Source organism: Corynebacterium cystitidis (genome assembly GCF_900187295.1).
Classification (GTDB): domain Bacteria; phylum Actinomycetota; class Actinomycetes; order Mycobacteriales; family Mycobacteriaceae; genus Corynebacterium; species Corynebacterium cystitidis.
In genome coordinates this window covers 2,617,083-2,642,918 of sequence record NZ_LT906473.1, presented here as the reverse complement: position 1 = coordinate 2,642,918, position 25,836 = coordinate 2,617,083, and the positions used below count along the sequence as shown (strand labels likewise).

Below are 25,836 nucleotides of genomic sequence, written 5' to 3'. Positions count from 1 at the left end.
CTCAATGAAAGGCCACTGCCGAAACAGTGGCGACCGCCACGTACCTGTCGCCGTCAGCGATCGTCTGGCGCCTCAATGAAAGGCCACTGCCGAAACAGTGGCGACACTCCGGTAGCGAAGGCGTCCCCGGTTGTTCGAGACAGCCTCAATGAAAGGCCACTGCCGAAACAGTGGCGACCATGTGGTTTTCCCTGCCTGTGTGAATTACAGTCTTCGCCTCAATGAAAGGCCACTGCCGAAACAGTGGCGACCCCGATTGCGCTTCGAAACCAGAACCTGCTGAAAAGCCTCAATGAAAGGCCACTGCCGAAACAGTGGCGACTTTGACCGCGAAATGGTGCATGCACTGCTGATATGGGGCCTCAATGAAAGGCCACTGCCGAAACAGTGGCGACGCGCACTTGCCACTTCCTCCATCTGGGGAGCTGGGGCCTCAATGAAAGGCCACTGCCGAAACAGTGGCGACGTGATGTGAATTGGCCGGAAGATGTGGAAGATCCCGCCTCAATGAAAGGCCACTGCCGAAACAGTGGCGACACTTCGGTAAAAGAGATGGTGTTGCCGTCAATAACGCCTCAATGAAAGGCCACTGCCGAAACAGTGGCGACACCATGCGACTGCGCCCCAGGCCCATCTAACCTGCCCGCCTCAATGAAAGGCCACTGCCGAAACAGTGGCGACAGCACCGAATAAAATAGGGGCGCTTCCAGCGTATATGTCGGTAGTTGCGAGTGCAAGCAGAATTTGGTGAGTTTTTGGCACATCAGTGATGTGGAAAATCGCAAATCCAGCGCGTAACCAGCTGTTTTAAGCTGCGAGCGCGTGCCGCACTCAATTGCAATCGTGTGGCTCTCGCATCAATATGCTTGGGGCTCAAGTCAGAAGATCAGGGGCCCGTCGCTAGTTAACTTAGGTTCTAACCCCAAGTAAGAATAATTCGTCTTTTGAAGAGTTGCCACCAAACCGATATCGCAAAATAACACGGAGTCTTCATCCGTATTGATGATTTCCCGCAGTTGCTCCTTGAGCCGCAGCAGCTGAGCGGGGATGCAGTCGACGATGAACACGCTATATTGTACTCGGTCTCCGTAGGTCAACAATGTTTGGGCAGCTTTTGTACGGCGACGGTCATGTGGAATATCGTACGCGACCAAAGTTCGTCGAAGATCGTCCCTCACTATCTCACCCGAACCCCAAAGTAACGCTCTTGAGAACCCTCAAGTAGAGCTAAAACCTGTCGGGCTTGCACCTCAATCGCACGCCGCCAGGTAACTTTGTAATCGTAGACGGGATGATTGAACTCCGTTGAGAGCCGTGTTTCAACCGCCTCAATTACCGCCCTCCTGCCGTCCTTAGTCAGACGGGTGCCTAAATCATTACTTACAAAACCGTCCAGCGGAAACTCTCTGCGGTTCAGCAGACTGATAATGGCAGAATCTGCGATAGTAGGTCGGAACTCCTCCATGAGATCCAAAGCAAGCGCTGGCTTATTCCGATAGCTGCTGTGGAGCACACCGATATGAGGGTCTAGACCGATCGAAACTAGTGCCCGCAAGCATTCGCTAGTCAGCATTCCATACGCATAATTGAGTAAAACATTTATCGGATCGATAGAGCCACGCCCCTCCCTCCCGGGGAAATCAAACTGGTACTTGTTCTTAGCACCATGCTTTAGCATCGACGTAAATCCGGAAAAATACGCTTTTGCTGCAGCCCCTTCAATACCAAAAAGTTCATTACGCGAAATTGCCGCATCTACCTGTTGTGTCAGGATGGCTAGATCTTCAACGGGCCTTGGGCAGTCACCATTGCGCCGAAGCAAAGTCCGCTGATTAGAAATTTTGGTTTCAATCATCTGCTTGGCCAGGGACAGGAAATCATCACTTGCAAGCTCATGCTGCCGTGATCGAGATAACCCATTAGGGCTCGACGCCGGTTGCGTCCAGCTATACACCCTGCCACTAAACGAGCACCACACCACCGCTTTCTGGTGCCAGCTTAATTCCCTAATCGCAGCACTAGAGACATCGACATTTCCATGCACTGTTACGCCATCGACTCGGCCCAAGGGAACAGAACCTAGCTCTTCACCCCGTTTCTTGACAATGAGTCGCCCCGTTTTCACAGAGCAGCGCGAACCCTGCTCCGTGAGATGAATGACGCTGCCAACAGGTTTCTTTGCATTGATCCTTCTGCGAACAGGCACTCCTTGCTTTTCATCAGGAAGACACACCGGCATATGAGAACATTTACTACAGCGCGCATCATCAATCAGAGGAGCCGGAGCGGTCGGCGACGCAATTATCTGGCGTGTTTCGTCGACAAGCTCCACTGCCTGAGCGCGAAGTTCATCCGTAATCGGAACCTCTTCCGAAAGGCGGGAATCCACAAACCGCACAGTCGCCCTACTTACACGGTGACCAGCAGACTCAAGGCACATGGTTTGCAAAGCCAGCTGAACCTTGTGGGCAGGAGTAGCGGCAACAACATCACGCAGAGGAGCAGTCTTGTACTCCACAACATGAATCGATCCATCAGACTCAGGTTCAGCGACATCAGCACGGCCGTGAATGCCAAGAGCCGGATCACTGATTGCAAGCTGCCTTAACTGATGCGGACGTGAAGAAGTTGGATCATCAACACGGCGGTGGCCTTGATGCCCGGCCTGCATCTGGTAGGTGTCAGTAACCTCCCCGTTTGCCTCCAGCCAGGTTCTACGAGGGCAAAACTTGGTGTGTAGTACCAAACTGATGGGGACGGACCCATCTACGGGAGTACTCATAACGCCTCAATCCTTCCGGTGAGAACCTGGCGTTCTGGGGCACTATCAGACCCGGCCTTTAGCACCGAGAAGTGCACTAACGCGCCCATCCCACGCGCTCTTAACCAATCCTGCGCAGCAGTTACCTCTAACGTTTCGTTCTCATCCTCAGCCCTTTCATCGGAATACTTTTGCGATGCGTGGGAAAGGGCCTCAGACACCAACACAGCTTCCAACCGCGATAATGTGATTGGTTGTGCAGGAACCGGAAGGACCATGTGCCTAGTGTGTAAGACATTTTGTGGATACGCAGCTGGAGTGACAGATAACTCTGTTGATTGGTGTAAAACCGGAAAGCATCCTAAACCGACAAGACCGCAAAAAGCTAAGGCCACATCGGTCGCTCGAGGCGTAGTAAGACCGGTAGCAGTACGCGAGTCCGCTTTCTGCTTGCCCAGAGTATCGTTGACCTGAGTACCTGTAATTCCAGCAAGAATGTCTTCAGAAGACCACGAGCTTAGTTCTGAACACATCGGTGCAAACCGGTGCACAATGAACTCTTCACCACGGTTGCGGGTCTTCATTTCCCAACGGGAAGCTCCATGATCTGGCCTACGATCCTTTCCCTGGAACCGCCAATATGACGCTTCACCCAAACCAGCGATCAGACGCAAAGCCAGACGATCACCCGCTTGCTCCAATTGGTCAATATGCCTGTGGCGAAACTCCTGGTGGGCTATCCAAGTGTCACGGGAGTCAATCACCTGAATACGTGGCGAGAAAGGCGAGCGCTCTACGCTTTTCTTCTTATCCGGATAAGCCATTGTGTCTTGAGCCCAGGACCCCGGTTCGGACCACCTCTTTGCCACGTGCAAAACAGCTTCGGCCACCTCAGTTTCACCGGCAGTGGTCTCGAGAACTGCTTTTGGATCTACCTCGGACGTGAAAGAAACCAACACTGGCTGGTTCAATTCATACTGCACAATGCCTGCAAGACCGTATAGGGCAAAGTGGGTCAACGTGGACTGGGCATCACCAGCAATCTGAATCGAATACATTACTTACCCTCCTTTGATACTTGGGCATCAGCAGCGCGTTGCACAGCTTCAAGGAAAGCCAAATTATGATGGCCAAACTGATGATTCAAATTGGAGACCATGTGCTCCCAGTCACCAACCGAAAAAAGTTGCTCAGCATTCGAGTAAAGCGAAGAATCTTCCGTCGCCAGTAACTCGGATGCGACATGGTTAAACGATGAACGACCATGCCCATGGCTTGTTCCAACAAGGTATGTGACCAAATCGCGATACTTTCCGTCACCGGTTGACTGGTCAAAACACATCAGAGCTGACAGCTGCTCATGCCTCCACCCAGTAGGAAGACCACTGCGCGCCCGGCTCAGTTGAACTTGTTGTTGAGAACGCCGCTTGCTTTTGGCCAAAACTACAGAGCCACTATTATTGCCCAAACGGATCTGGAACCTTGGGTCAGCCTTGCCATCATCATGGTGCAAACCGACCTCAGCAACAACATCGACCAACTCATCAATCACATCAAGTTTTTCAGCCATCAATCGGGCACGTTGCGCCACATCGTCAGCATGATCCGAAAGAAGCACTTGCCCCTGTGAAGAAGACCATTCCTGACGGATTTCGTCGGAAAGCTCTGAAGCAGGTGGCTTAACAAAAAACCAGCTCACAACCTCAGAGCTTCCACGCTCAGTGGTGCTTGCGGAAAGCACCACCTCTCCTTCATAGCCTTCTTCGTTCAACGCCTGAGTGGCTTCTTCAGGGGTAAGGCCAACAAAGTCACGCAGCCAAGCTACATCGCTCTCGTCGGCATGCTCGGCGATAACTAACCGCGATACGTCAGGATGAGGGACCTGAGCGGGAGGAGTATCCGTTGGTTCAATGACAGCGACATTCTCTGAGGTAAACCGCAACCCGGGATCAAGAACCACGATATCGCCGGGTTTTAAATGATCATTAATATCCATCAATGTCATTTCATTATCACGATACAAAAACAAACGACGTTTGAGCGTATCCTTTAACTCGGCTTTAAACCTGTCACGAGGTTCGAGCACAAGTTGCTGTTTAATCTGGCTCAGTATATTCAGCGAAGCGGGAAAAACCTCATCAGCAAGCGGCGGCAGAGCCTTCAACAGCTCCAAGGCAACCGAATCTGTGGAAGGAAGAAACTCGCGAACAACAACGCCACCCATCGCCGTTTCCGGTTCCAAGGAGTCGCGCAGCCACAGTGAGAGATCAGGCTGAACCAACAACTTCTCGCTAGTGCGTGCCAGCAAACCAAGATCCGATAGTTCAACTCTCTGAAATAAGTCGCGTTTCGGCGAAGAAACAGGAGGCGGGAGCTCACGAACCGCAGCAGGATTAATCGACTGAGATTCAGACAAAGAGTGCAGCCAGCGTAAGCCGTTTACCAAATCCTCACCGGAATACGGAGGGTGTTCATTCTTGATCACCTCTTCAGTTGGGGGTACCACAACCCGCACCTGGGAGTTTTCCCACCGTCCGTTACGGTTCGTGCGGCCCACACGCTGTGCAAGTGATGACGCCGGAGCAAGCTCAGTAACTAGGCTGTGGAAGTCCATATCAACACCAACCTCGAGAGTTTGGGTTGCCACCACAAAATCCACCTCAGAGTCCGTCTTCGACGCAAATAAGTGTGGGTGCTGTCGGCGAACTTCTGTCACGTCATGAGGCCGCATGCGACCCACTAACAAAACCGTAGTAAAGCCTTTATTCTGTAGTTGCCGTGCGACTTGAGTTGCATTTTCGACATGGTTAACAATGCAACCAACCGTCGCTGAAGCATCCTGGTGCAGTTCAAGAGCTTGTTCAACCACGAGCTTGGTAAGCCCACTATTCTTTGGCCGACCATTCCACTTCTGAAACTCCACCAACTCAAGCTGCTTCGCCGAGAAGAATCGAGCGGAGAGCGCTGCATCACGTTCAGGATCAAACTGATCAGGATTGACATCAATGCTCACAGCTTCATTACCTGGATCGCTGCTTGCAGTAGCTGTAGTTTCCACTACCTGAAGCGTAGGAACGCCGATTGTTGGGTAACGCGATTGAAGATCCGCTACACGTCGCGCGGTGAACAGAAGCTGTCTGTTCAGATGTGCTTCATCCAAGATTAAAACTGAATCCATGGAAATCAACGCAGTTTCTCTCGGACGGGCATGCACCGAACTACCATATCCTCTGAACAAAAGACGAGAGCCCCACATATCCGGGGTGGCGGCGACGATAGCGCACGCAGTAGGATCATCAACCGGAAGCGTACGATTAACCAAATTGCCGCGAAGATGTCCCACCTCTAGAGGGGTATCGGCAGAATCGCTCCGCAAAAGACGAAGGTTAGCCGCCACCGCACCTAAGATCGAATCTGCTGGGGCAGCCTCTAGCCTGTCTTTAATATAATCAGCCCTTATTGCTTGGCTATCCACCAGACCGCGCCTATTTACAACCGCATGAAGCCGTCGAGGAACACGCACACCATACGTCGACTGTGCAGCGTTAACGAAAACGTGAGCATCGGTGACAAAAGACTTACCAGATCCGGTAGGGGCGGTGATCCTGTCCGGCCAGCGCCCATGATTTAGCACATGTTCTACGACATCACGCTGCCACGTGAAGGGCAAATTATCGTCGTTAAGCGCTCGGAAAAAATCGTCGAAATCATCAATAGTTAACTTTTCCACGGCTAAACCTCCTGCTTATTCAGCGATTGGAGCAACTGGCGTGGAAGATCGACCGGGACGAGTAATCCCCCACCAAGATGGCGTGATTGGCCGATAGCAACAAGCGTTTGCGCATTGGCAAGGTTGCCCAGGCTCAGTAATCCATTCCACGGCTGAACCGGCACGTTGGTGTGGGTCCTGTGCACATATGACGCAGCAGCATCGCCTAACGTTGAGGCCTTATACACACGCGCCTGAGAACCTGCTACTTGATTGCGTAGGTGGGCGTACATGTGCTCACCTTTTCCTACAATCTCGAACTCATCACGCCACACAAAACCGAGCGACAATAAACCAGCGTCTTCCAAGGTCCATGGGCGATTTAGCGCTTTCTTCGACACTGGTCGAGTCTCTGGAATGATCGCTGTATCTGCAGACCAGAGCCGTACGTGGCCATCAGCCGGGGCGGCCCAAAATTTATCAGCCGCCACACTAACACCATCGAAGGTGACTCGGACCCGCCCCAAGTTCCGCGACCACAAAACTGAAATAGCGGAAAGAGCTTGCGCAATCTGCGCCAATTGCTGATCATCTGCATCCCGTGGGATCATCAGGCCCAGGGCAGCACCGTGCACCCCATGCCGTTGTACGTAGCTGCTGTCAAAATACTGGATTGCCAGCCGGTTAGCAGGGCGTTGCTTCACCTGGCGCTCATACTTACCCGTCACCATCGGCGACGCACCAAAACCGATTGCGCTAATCAGTGCCTTATGCATGGTGACACACAGCTCTACCCGATGTTTTACCGGAACGTTCTGACGGTCGATTTGGAAAAGGAGTACATGAGACCAGGGGGTGTCCGGCGGCTGAACGGCCGGTACTCGGTACATCACCTTAGACAAGAATTCTTCCGCTGGTTCCCTGTCGCGAGGTTTTTCACTCGCAGTCCATCTATCTTTGGCAACCGTGGGCGGTTTCTCCGGATAGTATGACTTGTGGCGAGCTATGAGATAGTCCGTGCGCCCTCGTTGGGGAATACGGACAAAGCTGCCCCCGCTATCAAAGGCTGATGCTGAAGAGTCTTTCACTAACGTGGGGTTGACAGGCCCAGGTTCTACAATCGCGACACTTGATGCCTCCCCGAGGTAGCCGATATCTTCGCTTAACGCGGTAAGAGTACTAGCAACTGCTTCGGGAACATCGTTCCACAGATAACCGTAACTTCCGTTTACAGCCACACCGTCTGAGACGGGGCGCTGTTGAATTTCGGAGTTAGTGCCAGAAGTGACTTTACGGTACGCGAATCGTCCGGAGTTCGGAGCGCACCAGCGTTTCTGGGGCTCCTCAATGCCATCGGGGGCGTTGGCCTCAAGCCAACGTAGCGCTGTGAGGGACTCCTCCGACGGTTTGAGGGCAGTGGCTCCATCAGGTTCGGCGAGGGAACCCTGCGCCGCTGCGTTGAGAAAAGCGCTGTGCAGCCGGGCAGGATCAGGCATCCAGCTGGGAGATTTGTCGTCTCTGTGGGCCTGGTATATCCAGAGGGGGAATCGGACCCGTAGTTCAAGTTTGGTCATTTCTGTTCATCCTCAGCCTCTTCGACTGCCCCTCCAAGGACAATGGGGTTACCCTGAACTTCAAGAACCTGCCCGGACCAATCAACAACACCGAGCTTGCGCGCTTCTTCAATAGCGGTAGCTAGAAGCTTGTCTGCCTCCTTTACGGTGAGAGCGCTAAACTCCTTAGATTCTCCGTGGCGCTGATCCAGGATCACTTGTGGTGCGCTCTTTTCGACGAGGTGACAGTTTGCGCGCAAGTAGTTTTCCTCCTCCGCACGTGCCATCGCAGCTAACCCAAATGCGGCAAGGAGTGCGCGCCCAGCAACATCTTGCTCATAGCTGCCCCCGAAACGAAGTTGACGCAGAGCGGCAAAACTCAAAACCCAAGTGCGAATGATTCGTTTACAGGACACGCCACCTAAAGACTCAAGTTTTGGTGGAATTCCTCCCAGCCCAAGCGACGAAGCCGAGATTGTGCCTTTCTTCTCGGACTTAATTTTCTTTTCAATCTCGCCCACCTTGGTAGGGCTTAGCTCTTCACGCTGTGCATCTAGCAGCTCCTTCATCTGCGGGCCGGTGAGTTTGACACTCATTGCTAGGGAATCGACACGCGCACCACCACGCTTAGACTGCTGTTCTTCACCAGTGGCATCCTGATCTGCCAAGACGCCTATAACCTCACCAACCAAAGCGCTAGGAAGGCGGAGCTGGTTGGTCGCACGGGTAGAATCCCAACCACCAAAAACTGCCGCTGCTGGTGCTGTTTGGACAAGTGCCGTGATATTTCCCTGGGTGGAGTTGCGCACCGCCCGGTATGAATCATTCTTAGTGGCTGGTTCGCCATCAATGGTGCCGGCACGGATATGGCCGTCTGCGAAGCGGTGGGGAAGCTCCATGTCCGTCAGTTGCCCGCCTTCGCCGTAATCCACCACAATGCGGGGGACCTGCGAAATAGGTGCAAAGCCTGCGTCAATATCCTGCTGGATGGCTTGTTCTGCGCGGTTGAGGGACGACTGCTTGGAGTCGAGTAGAGCAATGGTTTGTGGTTCGCCGTCGATGTAACGGGTTTCGAATGCGAATACTGAGTTCGACCGCTCGACAAACTTTGCTGGTGCCACAGAAGCGTGGGGGCCTGCAGCCGGTTCCATCTCGGTGACGGAGGTAAGCACACTGGCGCCACCCCGGGAGCAAGCATCAAGCAGATCTTGATAGTTCAACATGAAATCTCCTTAGAACTCTTGTTTGAAAATCGGAATCTTGTTGTCGCACCAATCCATAGAATCGAATTGTATGGATCGGTGCTGAACTTGATAATACACTTAAAAAACTAAAGTGCAAGTCCTCTCGTACTCTCCAATAAATATAGAGAGTAGACAGATAAGGCTTTTGGGGCGCCACGGCAACCGAATAAGCCAGACACTTTCCAAAAAATAGAGAGAGCCTGAATGAAAGGCCGTGGCGCTCAAACCATCGTACTGCCTAAGAACCTTGTGGAAAGCAATGGTGCGAAAAACACCCTAAGCGAACACGGGACTCTATGGTTGTTGCTGCAAGGTCATCGCGTTGTCGGTTCGCAATTGCGGCCTTGGCTTCATTCGATACTTTTTCAATCGGGTTGTGATCAGGCGCGTACGGGGGAAGCTAAACAGGTGGAAGCCAGACGAGGTGAATATGAGCAAACTCCTGACTGATCTGGCCAAGAATCTCACGTAGTTTCTTTGCACGATGCCATCTGGCGTTAACCCATTACAATCGTGATCTTTAAATTTGAGGAACCACATACCTTTCGCGCTCATTTTCTGTAAGGTACCCGTTTGCTTGCTAGCTTTCTGCTCGCGGGTTAGACTTGAGATGCCCTAGGGCAAAGAGAAACAAGCAAGAAGGTCACCCGGCGTCAACGAGTGATCCTTTCTTTTGACCTATGAGTTCATCCAGTCCCAGCTCTTGCTGATCAAATCCGCAAGAAGTTTGGATGTAACTACGGCCAGAACCCGGCTAGCAAAAGCTCTTGGCTTTTCTAGGCGGGTTTCTTCTTTGCGGCGGTGATCACCGTGAGTAGATCCAGCCATCTCAGCCCTCCTCTCCCTTCGTTGTGTGCTAAGCCTCCGCGCATAGAGCATGGCGCTGATTCTTTTGTCCACCGATCCATAGAATCGGATTGTATGCATCACTGCTAACCTTGATGATACACGTTAGACATTAAAGTGCAACTCCTCTCGTACTCTCCAATAAATATAGAGAGTAGACAGATAAGGCTTTTGGGGCGCCACGGCAACCGAATAAGCCAGACACTTTCCAAAAAATAGAGAGAGCCTGAATGAAAGGCCGTGGCGCTCAAACCATCGTACTGCCTAAGAACCTTTTGGAAAGCAATGGTGCGAAAAACACCCCAAGCGAACACGGAACTCTATGGTTGTTACTGCAAGGTCATCGCATTGTCGGTTCGCAATTGCGGCCTTGGCTTCATTCGATACTTTTTCAATCGGGTTGTGATCAGGCGCGTACGGTGAAATCCACACTAGAATAAATGTGGGCAAACTCGTTGTGCGCAGCGGTTGTTGGAAAGTGTTTTTCTGTTGATTGGAAAGCGTGATTCTGGGGTTTGGAAAGTGTGGGTCTGGGGGTAGTCCCCGCACATTGAGTTGCGCGGGGACGTGTCGAAGACTATGGGTCTTCTCGTGGTTGGTGGGTTTGGCGTAGATTTTCTTCGCCGTTGAGCACCACGGTCGTTGATGGGTGCAGAATCCGGTTGATGGGGGATTCTGCGGTGACTTTGTTGAGCATCACTTTGCCCCAGTCTGTGGCACCGAGCTGTGAGACAATAGCGGTTGCTTGGCCGGTGCGTGCTTCCATGATTTCGAAGAGCACGCGGGTTGCGTGTGGTGCTTATACGAGTAAGGCTTGAGCCCCTGTGCCACACACTCCGGCTGGTAACGTTCGTGTTCAACCTTGACCTTGAACTTCCTGCCAGGATTCTTCGCCCCGAAAATCCGCTTGCGTCGAATCAACGCCCTCGATATCAATATCGGCATACGACTCGTCGCGATCGTAACGCCGGTCAGGAAACAATTCTGCCAACTGCTGACGATCTAGACCCTGGATATCTACCTCAGTCAAGCCATGGTCATGCACAACCGCCTTAGCCAACCGCACAGTTTTCGATGAGCACTGATAACTCTGCTGAATCGTGGCATAACTATGCCCACGCAACACTGCGAGCATAATCGCCCGATAATCCGTCACCATTGCAACGGACTCCTTTCTAGTAACGCGGGTACCCCTTACACACCGAGGCACCCGTCAACTACTAGAAAATCACCCCCGCCCCACGCCGCACGCCCTGCCCCTTTCCAACCCCCAGAAATACACTTTCCAACCTAAGCCGCAAACACTCGTTGCCAGGGCAAGCAGTTTACGCAGTTTCTTTGCACGATGCCATCTGGCGTTAACCCATTACAATCGTGATCTTTAAATTTGAGGAACCACACACCTTTCGCGCTCATTTTCTTTAAGGTACGCCGCGCGGATGCCGGGCTGGGCGGGGGATTGCTAAAGGTTAGCTGACGTCGAATCCGAAAAGGAGGCGCTCATCTACGGTAGCCATCGTTGCGTCCACGGCATAGACCTCGTGAAAGAGTTCTTTAGTGAATACCTCGTTGGGGTTGCCCTCTTTGTAGATGGAGCCATTGTGGAGAACGATCACCCGATCAGCGAATCTTTCCACTAAATCAATCTGGTGGAGGCAGACTAAGGTAGTCAGGTTGTGTTCGATAGTGAGATCCTTGATCTGGTGCATGATCCGGTATTGGTTTTCAATATCGAGGGCTGCCGTTGGCTCGTCGAGAAGCAATACCTCTGGCTTTTTGGCAAGCGCCTGTCCAATGAACACTTTTTGGCGTTGCCCACCAGAGAGATGTGCGATGGGGACGTGCTGCAACTCGTGAAGGTCCAGCATGTCGACGATCTTGTTGACATCGTCAATGTCTTCCTGGCTGGTGCGCAAACCCAGTTTCACTGCCTTGCCAATCAAGATCGTCTCAAAAACAGTGAAAGGTAAGTCTGCCTCGATGTGCTGGTTCAAATAGGACACCACACCAATTGATTCAATGTGGCCAGTGATGTGAGTATTGCGATGGCGTCGAGAAGGATGAGCGATATGATTAAGCAAGCTGGTTTTTCCTGCCCCGTTTCTGCCGATGAGGGCGGTTACTTCACCAGGGTGCGCTTGGAAGCTTGCGCCTTTGACAATTTCGTGGTTGCCGTAGCTTAAGGAGAAATCCTTTACCTTAATCATATCTATGCAGCCCTTTGCTTCCGCTGGCTGAGCAGGGCGTAAACCAAGAACGGTATTCCGATGAGCGAACTGATAATGCCAATCGGTACAACAACGCCCGGTACAACAATTTTGGACAGCGATGATGCCAACAAGAGAAACATTGCCCCGATGAGGGCGGACGTTGTCAAATAGTACCGCTGGTCTTCGGACACTAGCCGCCGTGCCAAATGGGGAGCAGCCAGACCGATGAAACCAATTTTTCCGGCGAAACTCACCGCCAACGCGGTCAAAACTGACACCAATAGCAAGGACACAATTTTAACGCTTTGCACTTTGATCCCGAGGGCGGCAGCTCTGGTGTCACCAAACTTCAGCGCAGTCAGTCCCCAGGAATTGCGCATAATCACGGCGAAAACAATCGCGAAACAGATCAACAATGTCCAGGCCTGCGGATATGAACCGCGTGAAAGGCTACCCATTGTCCAGAAAACAATATATGACAGGCTTTCTTCTGAAGCACGATACTGGATCAGTGACAACAGGGCATCGAAAAAGAAGTTCAAAGCGATTCCGGCCAAAACGAGAGCAGAATTACTCATCTTTAAATAATTGCCCGCCATGAAGATGACCAGAACCGCAATTAGTGCCATGACGAGTGCGCCACCTGTGACAAGCACCAAAGGAACCGCCATCACAAACGCCAATGCTGCACCGAAACTAGCGGCTGACGAAACCCCAAGAGTGAACGGGCTGGCTAGCGGGTTGTTGAGGATAGTTTGCATCACTCCGCCAGCAAGCCCCAAACTCAGACCTATCCCAACTGCCATGAGGGATTCCACCATGCGCAAGCGAAAGAAAGCGACGTGCTCAACCGAGTTGGTATCAAAAATGACAGCTAAGTTGTCCAGGGAGATTTTAGCGGGACCAACAAATAAATCGACGACAAAGAAAACTACCAACGCTATGACGGCAAGCGCCACCCATCCTGCACGAGGCACTTGCCAATTCTTGCGTCTAGTCTCTACGGTCGACTCGTGATCAGACCTATCCATCATACTTGATAAACCAGGTGCCTTGGTAGTCGATGGGCATGAACTTATCGAAGTACTCTTCCATCAGGGCCTCGGGATCAATGTCGGAGAATTCCTCGGGATGGAAAAGCTTGGCCAGCACAGCGTAGGAGTAGAAATCCAACATGTCTCGGGTTAACGCGTGCCCAATGCCGTAAAGCTCATTATTTTGGATCGCTGTGAGTCTGTCCCAGCCCTCCCGCTCCCGGTAAGGTGCCAGAGACTCAAGAGCCTCTTGCTCACTAACCGCAAAACCCATTTTGACTGATTCTGGATTATCTGGCCAAATGGAGCCAGCGAGAATTATGGTGTCTGGGTCGCTGACCAAAACTTGTTCTTCGGTGAGGGGAGTTGCATCCGATGGGGCAAGGAATTCGGTGGCAATGTTGTCAGCCCCTACTGAATCCAGGATGGAACCCCACATCATTTCAGAGCCGTATGAATTACCCATTTCTGACGGCCCTATGTGGCCGATTTCGATATAGGCAGTAGTGGAGCGATCTAGGTTGGCTGCCCGCTTTTCGATATCTCCGACGACATCGGTATAAAAATCGGTTATAGCTTCGACATTGTTAGTAAGTCCGGTGGCTTCTGCGATAACCTTCGTGGACTGGATGTGGGTGTCCAATTGTTGCGCGTGGTAGTCCACGTATAGGACCGGGATGCCGGCTCTTTCGGCGATGATGTCCATTTTGGCTTTTTGGCGCACTGGAACAATAATCCCGTCCACTCCTAATGTCAGTAGCTGTTCCGCTGTGACCTCGTCTTTATTCACATCCCCGATGATCGGAATATCGTCGAGCTCTGGGTTCGCCTCAACAAGTAGTTCCCACAAATCGTGTCTGTTTTTCTTCAACCCGTCATCCATTGCAGCGATCTTGGAGGTGTAATTCTCCCGATCCAGTGCCGCCATGGTTAAAAGGGGTCCACCCGAGCCGGATAGCTGAACAACGGCCTTCTCAAACGGTTTTTCTAGCTCAACAGTTGTGCCAGTAACGTCGGTAATAGTAACTGGACCAGCTTCTGATGTTGCTTCGTCCTTTTCAGTGGTGTCTGCCACAGTTGAAGTCCCCGAGGTAGAGGAGACCGCATCTGGATCGTCGGAACTGCACGCTACTGATGAAAGCGCGAGCAAGCCAGTCATTACTACGGCAAGCGCTCTTCTTGATAACAGCATTACCGCCATACCTTTCGTCTGAGTTGGGCTCATGGACAAGGATTAGTTTTGCCCAACAAGCAATCAATTAAACAATCGAATAATAGATTAATGGTTATGTTAGCACGGAATGACTAACTATTCTGCGTAATCTTCGCCACTGCCAGGGCTTCAAAGAGCCGTCGAAAAGTAAGCGTGGAGGTGGTCGCTGGGAATACGGCCGATATGTCGAACGAGGTGTTCGTCGTAAAGCAACTGCACCTAGCGTACCGCCCTGTGAACTGCCCCAGGTTTTGTTCCGTTTGATCAGGATGCGAAAGATCGTGTTGTGCGCCTGGTAGAGGAACGCATTCTGGCGGAGAATCTTTCTATGCAAGCCGCGTGTCAGGCTGTTGCGCCGAAGTTTGGAATATCGTGGCACACAGCCCGCCAATGGGTGCAGAAAGCTCTCGGCGAAGGACAATTTCCTCACCACCTGCCCGACGATCTGGCTGCAGAAAATGCCAGGCTACGCCGAGAGGTTCAGGAGCTTCGCGACACCAACGAACTGCTTAACGACGATCACCTGCACGCCCTAAGCGAACACGGGGACACGGCAGCACCGGTTCCCGGCACAACCTGAAGAAATTCTTTAGACTGATAGGCATGACTCAGAAGACTGCTACTGCAACTCTGCACACAAACCTCGGTGACATCGTCATCGACTTGTTTGGCAACCATGCTCCACAGACCGTCGAGAATTTCGTCGGCCTGGCAAAAGGCACCAAAGACTACTCCACCAGGAACGCATCCGGATCCAACGAGGGCCCGTTCTACGACGGTGCCATCTTCCACCGCATCATCCCTGGTTTCATGATCCAAGGTGGTGACCCAACAGGAACCGGCACCGGCGGCCCAGGCTACCAGTTCGCTGACGAATTCCACCCAGAGCTGCAGTTCGACCGCCCATACCTGCTGGCCATGGCAAACGCTGGCCCAGGTACCAACGGCTCTCAGTTCTTCATCACCGTGGACGCAACCCCATGGCTGAACAACAAGCACACCATCTTCGGTGAGGTCACCGACGAGGAGTCCAAGGCTGTCGTAGACAAGCTGGCGAATGTGCAGACCGGCCGCATGGACCGCCCAGTCGAGGATGTTGTGATCCAGTCCATCGACGTCGTCGAAGCATAAGATTTCCTATCTTCTCGCCCCCGCCAGCGTGCGGGGGCGTTTCCATTTCTAGGACCAACCTAGGACCAACCACGAAAACTAACATGAAAACCAACAACTGGCTGACTGATTTACGCCACACCGCCCCCGCCACCAGCATCTTCGCCGTGATCTGCATAGGGGTGTACCTAGTTACCGCCGTGCAAGCCCGATCGCTTGACAACTCCGTGTGGGGTTCAGAACTTGGTAGCCGCATGGTGTTGTGGGGCCCCTACGTCCAAGGCGAGCCGCTTGGCGCGTTGCGGGCCCTGAGTGCTGTTTTCCTCCACCTCGACATCGGACACTTGGCTTTTAACATCCTCTTTCTCCTTCTAGTTGGCGCGGAGGTTGAACGCTTCGTCGGCACGCGGGCCTACGCCGTGGCTTTTGTGGCTGGGGGCCTAGGCGGATCGGCCGCGGTGCTGCTCATGGATTTTGGCACACCGACTGCCGGGGCTTCCGGAGCACTGTACGCCCTGATGGCCGTGCTTGTGGCGATCGCTTCACGACGCTCCACTGACCTGCGCGGTCCATTAGTGCTGGTGGGGGTCAACGTTATCTACTCGCTGCTCTCCTCAGGTGTGAGCCTGTGGGGTCATTTGGGTGGGCTGGCCGCTGGTGCTGTGATGGCGTGGCCATTGACCGGGCCCAGTGCGTCTACCCGTGTACTTGCCTCGGTGGTCACGGGGATAGTCGCATTAGGGATTGTGTTGTTCATTGCACTGTAACGAATAAGTAACCTCCACCAGCTGGAACTAACCCACATCCGGATTCGGACGGTTGTGGGTTTTTTGCTAACCCTCCACCCGCTCGGCTGTGCGTTGTGTACAACCCGGCAAGTTATCCACCGGTTATCCCCAAGAGAGGGTTATCCACAATTGTTGTCCACATTGTGGATAACTACATTCTTGTAATTTACCGAACAGGTTAGCGAAAAGTGGGGCTGTGAACAGCATCTTTCGACTTTTACCAGCACAACTAGACCCACTGTGGAAGTAGTGCACAGGTTCATCCACAGCCTGTGGAGTAGTCGCAAAAGTAGACTTTCCACAGATTCTTCCACAGGCTGTGGATAACTTTGCTTCTTTTTGTTCAGAGCGGTCTTGGATTAGCGCGATTGTTCCAGGTTTAAAGTACACACGACTGCGGGGAGTAGGTCCCCCTGCGTTTCCCGGACTGCTGTTTGCTCACACAGTCCTGCCACCACACCTAAACCGGTATAGTCCTCGGGCCATACTGGCCGATGTCATCAGGTTTACCTCATCTAGACCGATACTCAACTGCAGAACGAAAAAGCCCCTGATCTGCACAAGCAGAGCCAGGGGCGCGGAGGAGACAGAGTCAGGGGCGTAAAGGCTGAAAAGGTTTAACGCCAGCCCATAGTCATCAGCAGGCCGATGATCAGGCCACCGAAGCCAATCAAGTAGTTCCAAGGGCCGAGTTCCATCATGAACTGGATCTGGTCACCCGCCAGGTAGTTCACAACCAGCCATGCGAGGCCAAACAGCATGAAGCCGAACATCAGCACCTTGTACCACATCGGTGTGCCCCCGGTGTTGATTTTCACCGGAGTGCGGCTGGTACCTGAGCTGGTGGTCGTGGTAATAGGGGTTTTCGTAACCTTCGCCTTGGGCATTTGTCTACTTCCTTCGTATCTACTGCATCAATAATGCATCAATAGTGCATCAATTCGGCTTAGCGCCGTGGCGGGTTTGGCGCGGAATCTGGTGCTAGTCTAGCACCCGGATCCAGTGGGCCTGCGGGCAGGAGCTCGCGTGCGTCGAACCTCCATAGGCTGATCGTCACCGTAGCGTCTTTGCGGATGGTGGTGTTCGCCTTCGGTTGCTGGCTTGCGATGAGGCCTTCGTCGATAAGCGCTCCCGTCGTAGCGGCCGGACCTTCCCGGAAAGTACCGGTCCAGCCCAATTCCTGCAAGGCGGTGGTGGCTTGCGCCGGAGTCATGCGGGTGATGTCGATCATCTCCATCATCATGCCGTTTGATACCTGCAGGGTCACCGTGGTGCCCGGAGCTACCTCGGTACCCTCACCGGCCACGGCGAGAACTTCGCCGGCTGGGCGCTCAGAGTCGACCTCCTCAACCTTGCTGCTTAAACCCAACGAGCTCAGAATGGACTCGGCCTGCTCCGAGTTCATTCCCACGAGCGATGGAATACGCACAAGCTCAGGCCCGACGGACACCACAACCTTCACCGTGGATCCCTTTGATAACTGGGACCCCGGTACGGGGCTCTGCCGGATGATGTGGCCTTCCTTCACGGAGTCACTGTTTGCCTCATCGACTTCCGGGTCTAGCTCCAGGCCGGCCCCTTGTAGTGCCTGCGCGGCTTCCTGCGGGGTCATATTCGTAATGTCTGGAACGTCGGTGATTTCGCGTCCAGATGAAACAGTCAAGGTAACCAGTGTGCCTTCGCGTAGCTGCGATCCAGCGGTGGGGTTGGTGCGAATCACATGGTTACGTGGCACATCCGGATTCGGTTCCTCGTTAACCTGCACCTGCAGGCCCATGTCCTCGAGCTGGGAGACTGCCTCGCCACGCTCCACACCAGTGACATCGGGGAGCGTGATCATGGTCTCGGTGATTGTGGGGTCTTCTTCTGTACGGAAGTAGTCCGCCGCAAACGCGACAGCAAAACCAAGCACGACCAGCGCCAACAGGGCAGCGATCCACTTCAGCCAGTTGGTCCCTTTGCTGGAGTTCTCCTCACGGTGGCGCGCGTAGCGGGTGGAATCACCGTCGTCGTACCTGTCGTCGTACCTGCCGACGCCCGCAGCACCAGCACCCGCAGCACCCGCCGCACCAGCAGCACCAGCACCAGCAGCACCAGCACCCGCCGCCGGTACCCCAATGATCTGGGTGGCGCCTTCGGCATCAGCGGGCGGCGCAGCGGGCAGTGCCACGTGGCTGCGCGCCGCGGAAGTCACTGCGCCACGAGCCAAACGTTGCAGGTCTTCGCCCATTTCGGTGGCGGTTTGGTAGCGGTCTGCCGGGTGCTTCGCCATCGCAGTTAGCACCACAGCGTCCACGTTTAACGCAGCCTGTGGCGACAGGCCCGAAATGTGGGCGCTCGGCTCCTCGGCTTCGTCCTGCACGTGCTGGTAGGCAACTGCGAACGGGGTTTCACCCTCAAATGGTGGCCGTCCCGTCACGGCCTCGTACATCACACAGCCTAGGGCGTAGATGTCGCTGCGCCCATCGACGGGTTTGCCACGCGCCTGCTCGGGGGACAGGTATTGCGCGGTGCCGATCACCGCTGATGTCTGAGTCATCTGCGCCGTCGAATCATCTAGTGCGCGGGCGATACCAAAGTCCATCACTTTGACGTCACCGGTGTTGGTGACCATGATGTTCGCGGGTTTGACGTCGCGGTGAATGATTCCAGCATTGTGGCTGGCCTGCAGCGCAGCGGTCACAGGTGCTAAAAGTTCAGCGGCGGCCTCGGGGGTCAGGGGGCCTTCGTCGCGCACAATGGCGCGCAGGTCGCGTCCGATCACGCGTTCCATCACGATATACGGCACGTTGACTCCGTCCACAACATGGGTGCCGGTGTCGTACACAGCAACAATATTGGGGTGGTTCAGGCGCGCCGAGTTCTGGGCTTCACGGCGGAAACGCTCCCTGAAAATCTCGTCCCGGGCCATGTCAACCTTGAGCATTTTGATCGCGATTTCCCGGCCAAGCATTGTGTCTGTGGCCGAATAGACGTCGCTCATGCCGCCGGTACCGATGCTCTCACCGAGCTGGTAGCGGTCACCTAATAACGACATTAGACACCTCCCATGTTCTCAAGACCTTGCGTGATTCCATTTCCCGCGTTGGGGTTTCGGCCCTCGGCAGCCTCGCCACTATTCTGAATCGCCTGGGATGGTACTTGCTCCGCCGGGGCCTGCTGGGTCGGTGTCTGCGGCACGCTGGTGAGCTGCGGTGGATCCGGTTGTGCTGGCTGTTGGGTTGCCGGGGCTTGTTGCGTGGGCAGAGGCTCGGTGACTAGTGGTGGTTGCGGGTTGCCGCGCTCGGTGTCGCGTTCGCCCGGTTCGTCGGGTGCTTCACGACGATCATGTGGCTGCTGTGCTGGTTCATCAACCGTCCGATCAGCGGGGCGTGGCCCAGAGGGGCGCTGAATTGGCTGGCGGCGTGGTTCCGAGGAATCCTGCCGGTCCGCTGTGGGCTCGGCCGTGTCGGGGTCGTCCGTGTCTTCTGTGGGCGTGACATATTCGGTGATTACTGAGGTGCCGGTGGTTTCCTCACCGCGCCCACCGGAGGAGAACGGCCCGGACACGAATGCCCAGATCAATGCGCCAACAGCGGCAAGTACGAGAAGGCCTACAACAATCCACGTGGCACTCGAGCCGTTGTCATCGTCGCGGCGCACTGGTGGCGTCGCTGCGGCCGGTTTGCGTTCAACCAGTCCCGCAGGCGCTTGACGACGAGCTTCCGGATGCAAGGTGGTCGGTTGAGCAACTGCCGCCAACTGCCTGGTAGACGCCGTAGGAGAAGGCTCCTCGGCGATTTGAGCCATCGCCGCACTTGCCGGTTGTGGTGGGCGGTTACCGTCGCGAACAGCGGCAACGGCCAGGGCCAGCTCATTACCATCGGCAAAGCGGGTGGCCGGGTCTTTCCGCAGCGCGATCCCGATCAGTTCGCGCGCCGGGGCAGAGGTTTCTGTCGAGAGGGCTGGTGGCTCATTATTGACGTGTGCTAAAGCAACGCTTACAGAGGAATCACCAGTGAACGGGCGGCTTCCGGCCAACATTTCGTAGCCCACCACGCCGAGCGAATACACGTCAGAAGCAGCAGTCACTTCACGGCCTTGGGCCTGCTCAGGTGACACATATTGTGCGGTGCCAACCACCATGCCTGTGCGCGTTAGGGGGACTGCGGCCGCCGCCTTGGCAATACCGAAGTCGGTGATCTTCGCTTTGCCGTTCTGCGTGATCATGATGTTGCCTGGCTTAATGTCGCGGTGAACCAGCCCCATCCGGTGGATCACGGCCAGCCCGTGGGCGGCCTGGTCTAGCACCTCCAGGGCCAGCGGTTCATCGAGTTTGCCTTCGCGGGCTAGCATGTCTGCCAGCGATTCGCCACGGATGTACTCCATGACGATGAAGCACACCGTGTACCCGGCGTCAGCCTCCACTTCCCGATAATCGTAGGTTTTCACAACATTGTCAGAGTCGATGCCCTCGGCAGCTTTGGCCTCGTTGCGGAAGCGGGTGAGAAATTCATCATGCGACGAAAACTCGGGTTTGAGCACCTTGATAGCAACCTCGCGGTCGAAGCGGGTGTCGTCGGCAAGCCACACCGTGGACATGCCGCCGTGGCCGATGATCCACTGCAAGCGGTAATCAGAGCCAATCAGCTGCTGCAGGCCGTCGCGGTTATCAGGGTGCATTACTGGCCACCTCCAGCCGGAGCCACGCCCAAGATGGTGCGGCCAATCGGGGCGGCCACCTGCCCACCTGTTGCGGACGAGCCGTAACCACCACCGTTTTTTACGACGACACCCACAGCCACATCCTTTTCGGGGTCGAATGCGACATACCACACGTGTGGTGGTAAATCGTCGGCATGCTCGGCGGTACCGGTCTTCGACGCATAGTTATTGCCGTTATACCCGGCCGTATTGCGTTCCGACGCGTACATCAAATCAGTCAGAGTCGCAGCCTGTTCCGGGGTGACCGCCTGGGTGATTTCCTTCGGAGACTTCTCCGAACGCACCTCAAGATTTGGCCCCAGAACACGGGAAACCACATAGGGCTCCATGCGACGTCCCTCATTAGCCACGGTGGCCGCCATGATTGCAGACTGCAGCGCCGTCATGGTGACATCGCGCTGACCGATGGAAGACTGGCCGATGGAAGCATCGTCGGCAAGCTCGCCCAATGAGCCCGCGGCGGTAGGAAGCCCCATGTCGTAGCTTTCTCCCACACCGAAAGCTTCGGCTGTCTGGCGCAACTGATCCGCGCCCACTCCCAGCCCTAACTCCACGAAAGCGGTGTTGCAGGACAAGGCGAAAGCCGTCTCCAGTGAAACCTGTCCACCACCGGCGCAGGCTTGGCCCGCGTAGTTAGTCAACTCAGTAGTAGTGCCGGGTAGCGTGATGGAAGCATCACCCGTCAGCTGCGAATCAGGGGTATAGCCTGCTTCAAGGCCCGCGGCTGTAGTGATGATCTTGAAGATCGAACCCGGGGGCAGCTGCTCTTGCGTTGCATGATTGAGCAGTGGCCGGCCTGGATTATTGTTCACGGCCTTCCAAGCCGCGTCCGCGGTCTCCGGGTTGGTGATCTCGTTGGGGTTGTAGGACGGTGCGGACGCCATGGCCACAACCTCGCCTGTCGACGGGCGGATCGCTACAGCAGCGCCCTCGTACCCATTGTTGGCAAGAGCTTCGTAGGCGGTTGCCTGAGTTTGTGGATCAATGGTCAACTCAATTGAGTCACCCTTGCGGTTTTCTGTCCCGGTGGCGAGGAAACGAGAGTTGAGCAAGGTAGTGGTGTCACCGTTGAGCTGGGCGTTGAAACCCTGCTCCAGGCCAGCCGCACCGTACTGGTCCGACAAATAGCCCACCACGGGCGCGAACGAAATCGGCATCGTCGGATACGTGCGGTGATACAGACCATCGTCACCCTGGACCGATTGGGCCAAAATCTGCCCACCGGCGTTGATTTGGCCACGCTCTGTTTCCTTCATCTTGATGAAGGCGCGCTGGTTGAGTGGGTTCTGGGCGTATTTTTCCTCGTTGAAAGCCTGCACCCACGTGAGGTTCAAAAGCAGCGCCACAATCATTAGCAGCGAGAAGATTGCACCGATTCGGATACTGCGATTCATCGTGTCACCTCCGCGCCGACGGACTTTCGTGAGGCAGGGAAATAGTTTGTGCCGGCGCCAGTCTGCGGGGAATAGTTCGCGCCTTCGTCTATCTCAATGGGTTTGCGTGCACTATTCGAGATGCGCAACAGCATTGCCAAAAGAATGTAGTTTGCCATCAACGCGGAACCACCAGCAGACATAAACGGTGTGGTCAGGCCTGTCATCGGCAACATTGCCGAGATCCCGCCAACAACCACGAACACTTGGATAGCGATGGTCAGCGAGAGGCCGGCCGCCAACAGCTTGCCGTATGAATCACGAACCGACATCGCGGCGTTAAATCCACGGGTGATGAAAATGGCGAACAGCACGATCACACCGGACAGGCCGATCAGGCCGAGTTCTTCACCAATAGAAGACAAAATGAAGTCGGTCCATGCCACTGGGACGTGGTGCGGGTACCCCATCCCTAAGCCGGTGCCGGTCATCCCACCCCAGCTCATCCCAAATAGTGCCTGAGATAGCTGGTAGCCACCGCCGTCACCATGGTAGGTGCCCAGCGGGTCAATAAAGTTTTCCACACGGGACTGAATCTTGGAGCTCACATTGTACACAGCTACTGCGCCGATAGAGACCAGGCCGATACCGATAATCAGCCAGGAGGCGCGGCCCGTGGCGAAGTACATCATGCCCAGCACAGTGGCGAACAGCAGCAGGGCAGGACCAAAGTCATTCGACACACCCATAATCAAGATCGCGATGGCCCACACCACAAGAATGGGTGCGAGGTCGCGCAGGCGTGGGAACTCCATGCCTAAGAAGCGGTACCCCGCTACCGTGAACAGGGCGCGCTTCTGGGTGAGTAGCTGCGCGAAAAACATCAGCAGCAAAATCTTCGAGAACTCACCTGGCTGCACCGAAAACGGGCCAATGGTCAGCCAAATCTTAGCCTCTGCGTCCTCTGGCTGAGGCCACACCAAAGGAAGCGCCAACAGCACCAAGCCAATGAGGCCCAGCAGGTAGGAAAAACGCGCCAGCGTCTTATGGTCACTGATCACAATCAGGGTGATCACCAGCAAAATAATGCCCACTAAAGTCCAGAGGACCTGGCGGGCAGCCAACCCGGTATCACGGGCTATATCGATGCGGTAAATCATCACCAGCCCGATCGCATTAAGGGTTGCAGCCACGGGCAGCAGGATCTGGTCAGAATACGGTGCAGTAAAACTAATCACCACATGGGCCAGCGCAAACACGCCGATGAAACCACCGATCAGCCACGCCATGTCCGTGGTCAGCGCATTGCCCTGCGACAGCTCCAAACTGATCAGCATCAAGGCAAGCAAACCGGCCACCAAAATCAACAGCGCTAGTTCAATCTTGCGTCCAAAAATGCGGCTCACGTTACTTCACCTCCCGGCATTCCACAGATGAGACAGCAGACTCGCTCGGCTTTTCAGCCTTACTGTCAGCCTCCGCCTTATCATGCTGACGCTGGTGGGGTGTTTCGACGCACACCGGCAGCGCCTCGTCGGCAAGCCTGTTCATCTGTTGCGACACCTCGTCGAACGACCCGCCCGACAGGTCCTGAGCCTGGCCTCGAATCGACTCCGGTAAATCGTCGACAGTAAACAGTTGGCAGTCCTCTGGAACCGCGTCAATGTCGACGAACTTCAGTTCGTTCTTGTCATTAATACACGTGTGTTGAATTGGCTCATGCAGGGCGTTGCCAAAAACTGCGTAATCAAATCCGTGCTCGACGACGAACGCGCCCTGCTCGTTCGTCGAGACGAAAAAAGACTCATCTCGCTTCTTATCCAAGAAGAACCCGCCCGCAAGAACCACAATCAAGACGGTAAGCAGGCTAACAATCAGCACCCAGCTTCCCTTCCCACGCCGGGAATGAGGCTCCTTATCGTCACGGTTGTCGGCTGCTTTCAATTTATCATTGTTAGCTCCCCCAGCGTCGGAGTTGCGGCCACCCTGATTAGGAGGGATGACCTGGCGGTTCTTGTTCAGCGCCGCCGCACGGCCCGCAGCCGTGTCCGGGTGTGTCTCCTTCTGCTCCAGAGCTAACGCGCCGGCCACAGCAGGTTTCGTGGGCACCCGGGTTGCGGAATCAGTGTGCGTATCGACGATATCCGCAATCACAATGGTGATGTTGTCTGGGCCGCCGGACCGCAACGCAAGCTCAATCAGCTTGTGCGCCGCCTCATCGGGTGTGCCCTGGCCGAGAGCCTCCTCAATGGTGGAGGCCGTAACAGGGTCCGACAAACCGTCGGAACACAGCAAAAGGCGATCACCTGCACGAGCATCCACATGGGCCAAACCCGGCTCCACAGGACGGCCCGTAAAAGCCTTCAAAATCAGCGACTTCTGGGGGTGCGTCGACACGTCCTCTGGGTCCAGCTTGCCCTGCTCCACCAGAGACTGCACGAAAGTGTCGTCGATAGTGATCTGCTCTAACTTCCCGTCCCGAAGGCGGTAGCCACGTGAATCACCAGCGTGGATCAAGCCGAACTCGCGGCCGTTGAACAGCAAAGCGGTCAAGGTAGTACCCATCCCGTCTTGCTCCGGATTCTCCCGAATGGCATCCGCAATCGACGCGTTTGCATCATCTGCGGCGACACCAAGTAGCGCCAGCATGTCATTATCTTTAGGATCCTGGTCGAGGTGTTCCATGTGGCTTACCATCAACTGGGACGCAACCTCTCCCGCGGCGTGGCCCCCCATGCCGTCGGCAAGCAACAGCAGGTGCGGGCCCGCATAGGCAGAGTCCTCATTATTACCACGCACAAGGCCACGGTCAGACACAGCCACATAATTCAACTTCAAACTCATGGGATCAACCTCACAATCGTGCGACCCATTTTGATATCCGTTCCCACACTCACACGTTCGGGCTGTTCAATCCGTGTACCACCCACGAACGTGCCATTCCGTGAATCCAAGTCCTCCACAAACCAGTCGCTTCCGCGGCGGAACAACCGAGCATGGCGTGACGACGAGAAATCGTCGCCAAGCACAAAATCATTCTCATTCGACCGGCCGAGCGTAAACGCCTCAATCGACGCAATGTTCATGTGGCTGCCCTTCAGCGGGCCCTCAACCACAGTGATGGCGCGGGCCTTCTCACGCCGAATCGGGTTTGATGACACAGCCGCGTGGCGAGTGCCACTCGACCTCTTAACATCCCGGCGCAGGGCGAGGATCACAATAATAATGAGGATCCACAGCAGCACCAGAAGACCAAACCGGACCAAGAGAAGAACTACAGAGTCCACGAGA

Annotated in this window: 20 protein-coding genes, 2 pseudogenes and 1 CRISPR repeat array (1 of these 23 cut by a window edge); of the genes and pseudogenes, 3 read left to right on the top strand and 19 right to left on the bottom strand. The window is 54.8% G+C overall.

The window, feature by feature from the left end:
• Positions 1 to 681: direct repeats of the CRISPR family, unit length 36 nt; unit sequence GCCTCAATGAAAGGCCACTGCCGAAACAGTGGCGAC (it extends 2,436 nt beyond the left edge of the window).
• A 197-nt stretch (positions 682 to 878) separates the two neighbouring features.
• From cas2 to CKV99_RS12405, 12 genes and pseudogenes are all read right to left on the bottom strand, one after another.
• A complete protein-coding gene (gene cas2 / locus CKV99_RS12460) occupies positions 879 to 1,178 on the bottom strand; it encodes a CRISPR-associated endonuclease Cas2 (protein ID WP_231910070.1) in 300 nt (99 codons plus the stop codon).
• Complete coding sequence (locus CKV99_RS12455; protein WP_092259464.1) at positions 1,178 to 2,782, bottom strand: CRISPR-associated endonuclease Cas4/Cas1; 1,605 nt, start codon at positions 2,780 to 2,782, stop codon at positions 1,178 to 1,180. Before CKV99_RS12455 ends, cas2 begins: the two co-directional genes overlap by 1 nt.
• Positions 2,779 to 3,819, bottom strand: a complete 1,041-nt coding sequence (locus CKV99_RS12450; protein WP_092259467.1) for a hypothetical protein — start codon at positions 3,817 to 3,819, stop codon at positions 2,779 to 2,781. Before CKV99_RS12450 ends, CKV99_RS12455 begins: the two co-directional genes overlap by 4 nt.
• Positions 3,819 to 6,491, bottom strand: a complete 2,673-nt coding sequence (gene cas3g, locus CKV99_RS12445) for a type I-G CRISPR-associated helicase/endonuclease Cas3g (protein ID WP_092259470.1) — start codon at positions 6,489 to 6,491, stop codon at positions 3,819 to 3,821. Before cas3g ends, CKV99_RS12450 begins: the two co-directional genes overlap by 1 nt.
• 2 nt (positions 6,492 to 6,493) lie before the next feature.
• A complete protein-coding gene (gene csb2, locus CKV99_RS12440) occupies positions 6,494 to 8,044 on the bottom strand; it encodes a type I-G CRISPR-associated protein Csb2 (protein ID WP_092259473.1) in 1,551 nt (516 codons plus the stop codon).
• A complete protein-coding gene (cas7g, locus tag CKV99_RS12435) occupies positions 8,041 to 9,246 on the bottom strand; it encodes a type I-G CRISPR-associated RAMP protein Csb1/Cas7g (RefSeq protein WP_092259476.1) in 1,206 nt (401 codons plus the stop codon). Before cas7g ends, csb2 begins: the two co-directional genes overlap by 4 nt.
• A 259-nt stretch (positions 9,247 to 9,505) precedes the next feature.
• Positions 9,506 to 9,772: pseudogene (locus tag CKV99_RS12430) on the bottom strand (transposase); the annotation flags it as partial.
• 918 nt (positions 9,773 to 10,690) lie between these two features.
• Positions 10,691 to 10,879, bottom strand: a complete 189-nt coding sequence (locus CKV99_RS12425) for a hypothetical protein (protein WP_092259479.1) — start codon at positions 10,877 to 10,879, stop codon at positions 10,691 to 10,693.
• Between the two features lie 90 nt (positions 10,880 to 10,969).
• The gene (locus CKV99_RS12420) at positions 10,970 to 11,272 is read right to left on the bottom strand and encodes a hypothetical protein (protein WP_092259482.1); all 303 of its coding nucleotides are present in this window, start codon (positions 11,270 to 11,272) and stop codon (positions 10,970 to 10,972) included.
• Between the two features lie 310 nt (positions 11,273 to 11,582).
• Positions 11,583 to 12,320: an ABC transporter ATP-binding protein gene (locus CKV99_RS12415; RefSeq protein ID WP_092259485.1), complete on the bottom strand. Its 738-nt coding sequence runs from the start codon at positions 12,318 to 12,320 to the stop codon at positions 11,583 to 11,585.
• 2 nt (positions 12,321 to 12,322) lie between these two features.
• Positions 12,323 to 13,300, bottom strand: a complete 978-nt coding sequence (locus tag CKV99_RS12410) for a FecCD family ABC transporter permease (RefSeq protein ID WP_157728474.1) — start codon at positions 13,298 to 13,300, stop codon at positions 12,323 to 12,325.
• Positions 13,301 to 13,346: 46 nt separating this feature from the next.
• Complete coding sequence (locus CKV99_RS12405) at positions 13,347 to 14,549, bottom strand: ABC transporter substrate-binding protein (protein ID WP_157728471.1); 1,203 nt, start codon at positions 14,547 to 14,549, stop codon at positions 13,347 to 13,349.
• A 280-nt stretch (positions 14,550 to 14,829) separates the two neighbouring features.
• Here CKV99_RS12405 and CKV99_RS14850 point away from each other — a divergent pair.
• From CKV99_RS14850 to CKV99_RS12390, 3 genes and pseudogenes are all read left to right on the top strand, one after another.
• Positions 14,830 to 15,150, top strand: a pseudogene (locus CKV99_RS14850) (transposase); the annotation flags it as partial.
• Between the two features lie 23 nt (positions 15,151 to 15,173).
• The gene (locus CKV99_RS12395) at positions 15,174 to 15,701 is read left to right on the top strand and encodes a peptidylprolyl isomerase (protein WP_092259494.1); all 528 of its coding nucleotides are present in this window, start codon (positions 15,174 to 15,176) and stop codon (positions 15,699 to 15,701) included.
• An 83-nt stretch (positions 15,702 to 15,784) separates the two neighbouring features.
• Complete coding sequence (locus tag CKV99_RS12390; protein ID WP_092259496.1) at positions 15,785 to 16,447, top strand: rhomboid family intramembrane serine protease; 663 nt, start codon at positions 15,785 to 15,787, stop codon at positions 16,445 to 16,447.
• A gap of 638 nt (positions 16,448 to 17,085) precedes the next feature.
• Here the strand turns inward: CKV99_RS12390 and crgA are convergent.
• The 7 genes from crgA to CKV99_RS12355 are packed head-to-tail and all read right to left on the bottom strand — an operon-like array spanning position 17,086 to position 25,832.
• A complete protein-coding gene (gene crgA, locus CKV99_RS12385; RefSeq protein ID WP_092259499.1) occupies positions 17,086 to 17,355 on the bottom strand; it encodes a cell division protein CrgA in 270 nt (89 codons plus the stop codon).
• Positions 17,356 to 17,414: 59 nt separating this feature from the next.
• The gene (gene pknB, locus CKV99_RS12380) at positions 17,415 to 19,505 is read right to left on the bottom strand and encodes a Stk1 family PASTA domain-containing Ser/Thr kinase (protein WP_092259502.1); all 2,091 of its coding nucleotides are present in this window, start codon (positions 19,503 to 19,505) and stop codon (positions 17,415 to 17,417) included.
• Positions 19,505 to 21,130 carry a serine/threonine-protein kinase gene (locus CKV99_RS12375; protein WP_092259505.1) on the bottom strand — a complete coding sequence of 542 codons (1,626 nt, stop codon included), beginning with the start codon at positions 21,128 to 21,130 and terminating at the stop codon, positions 19,505 to 19,507. The genes pknB and CKV99_RS12375 overlap by 1 nt, the downstream gene beginning before the upstream one ends.
• Positions 21,130 to 22,566 (bottom strand): penicillin-binding transpeptidase domain-containing protein, encoded by a 1,437-nt coding sequence (locus tag CKV99_RS12370; RefSeq protein WP_092259508.1) that lies wholly within the window; start codon positions 22,564 to 22,566, stop codon positions 21,130 to 21,132. The genes CKV99_RS12375 and CKV99_RS12370 overlap by 1 nt, the downstream gene beginning before the upstream one ends.
• Positions 22,563 to 23,951: an FtsW/RodA/SpoVE family cell cycle protein gene (locus CKV99_RS12365; RefSeq protein ID WP_177178123.1), complete on the bottom strand. Its 1,389-nt coding sequence runs from the start codon at positions 23,949 to 23,951 to the stop codon at positions 22,563 to 22,565. Before CKV99_RS12365 ends, CKV99_RS12370 begins: the two co-directional genes overlap by 4 nt.
• A 1-nt stretch (position 23,952) precedes the next feature.
• A complete protein-coding gene (locus CKV99_RS12360; protein WP_092259511.1) occupies positions 23,953 to 25,389 on the bottom strand; it encodes a PP2C family protein-serine/threonine phosphatase in 1,437 nt (478 codons plus the stop codon).
• Complete coding sequence (locus CKV99_RS12355; RefSeq protein ID WP_092259514.1) at positions 25,386 to 25,832, bottom strand: FHA domain-containing protein FhaB/FipA; 447 nt, start codon at positions 25,830 to 25,832, stop codon at positions 25,386 to 25,388. Before CKV99_RS12355 ends, CKV99_RS12360 begins: the two co-directional genes overlap by 4 nt.
• Between the last annotated feature and the right edge of the window lie 4 nt (positions 25,833 to 25,836).

Coding starts and splice junctions, on each gene's coding strand:
- CKV99_RS12405 (WP_157728471.1), bottom strand. CDS start 14,549: ATGCTGTTATCAAGAAGAGCGCTTGCCGTAGTAATGACTGGCTTGCTC.
- CKV99_RS12375 (WP_092259505.1), bottom strand. CDS start 21,130: ATGCACCCTGATAACCGCGACGGCCTGCAGCAGCTGATTGGCTCTGAT.
- csb2 (WP_092259473.1), bottom strand. CDS start 8,044: ATGACCAAACTTGAACTACGGGTCCGATTCCCCCTCTGGATATACCAG.
- CKV99_RS12395 (WP_092259494.1), top strand. CDS start 15,174: ATGACTCAGAAGACTGCTACTGCAACTCTGCACACAAACCTCGGTGAC.
- CKV99_RS12425 (WP_092259479.1), bottom strand. CDS start 10,879: ATGGAAGCACGCACCGGCCAAGCAACCGCTATTGTCTCACAGCTCGGT.
- crgA (WP_092259499.1), bottom strand. CDS start 17,355: ATGCCCAAGGCGAAGGTTACGAAAACCCCTATTACCACGACCACCAGC.
- CKV99_RS12415 (WP_092259485.1), bottom strand. CDS start 12,320: ATGATTAAGGTAAAGGATTTCTCCTTAAGCTACGGCAACCACGAAATT.
- CKV99_RS12450 (WP_092259467.1), bottom strand. CDS start 3,819: ATGTATTCGATTCAGATTGCTGGTGATGCCCAGTCCACGTTGACCCAC.
- pknB (WP_092259502.1), bottom strand. CDS start 19,505: ATGTCGTTATTAGGTGACCGCTACCAGCTCGGTGAGAGCATCGGTACC.
- CKV99_RS12390 (WP_092259496.1), top strand. CDS start 15,785: ATGAAAACCAACAACTGGCTGACTGATTTACGCCACACCGCCCCCGCC.
- CKV99_RS12360 (WP_092259511.1), bottom strand. CDS start 25,389: ATGAGTTTGAAGTTGAATTATGTGGCTGTGTCTGACCGTGGCCTTGTG.
- cas7g (WP_092259476.1), bottom strand. CDS start 9,246: ATGTTGAACTATCAAGATCTGCTTGATGCTTGCTCCCGGGGTGGCGCC.
- CKV99_RS12455 (WP_092259464.1), bottom strand. CDS start 2,782: ATGAGTACTCCCGTAGATGGGTCCGTCCCCATCAGTTTGGTACTACAC.
- CKV99_RS12420 (WP_092259482.1), bottom strand. CDS start 11,272: ATGGTGACGGATTATCGGGCGATTATGCTCGCAGTGTTGCGTGGGCAT.
- CKV99_RS12370 (WP_092259508.1), bottom strand. CDS start 22,566: ATGAATCGCAGTATCCGAATCGGTGCAATCTTCTCGCTGCTAATGATT.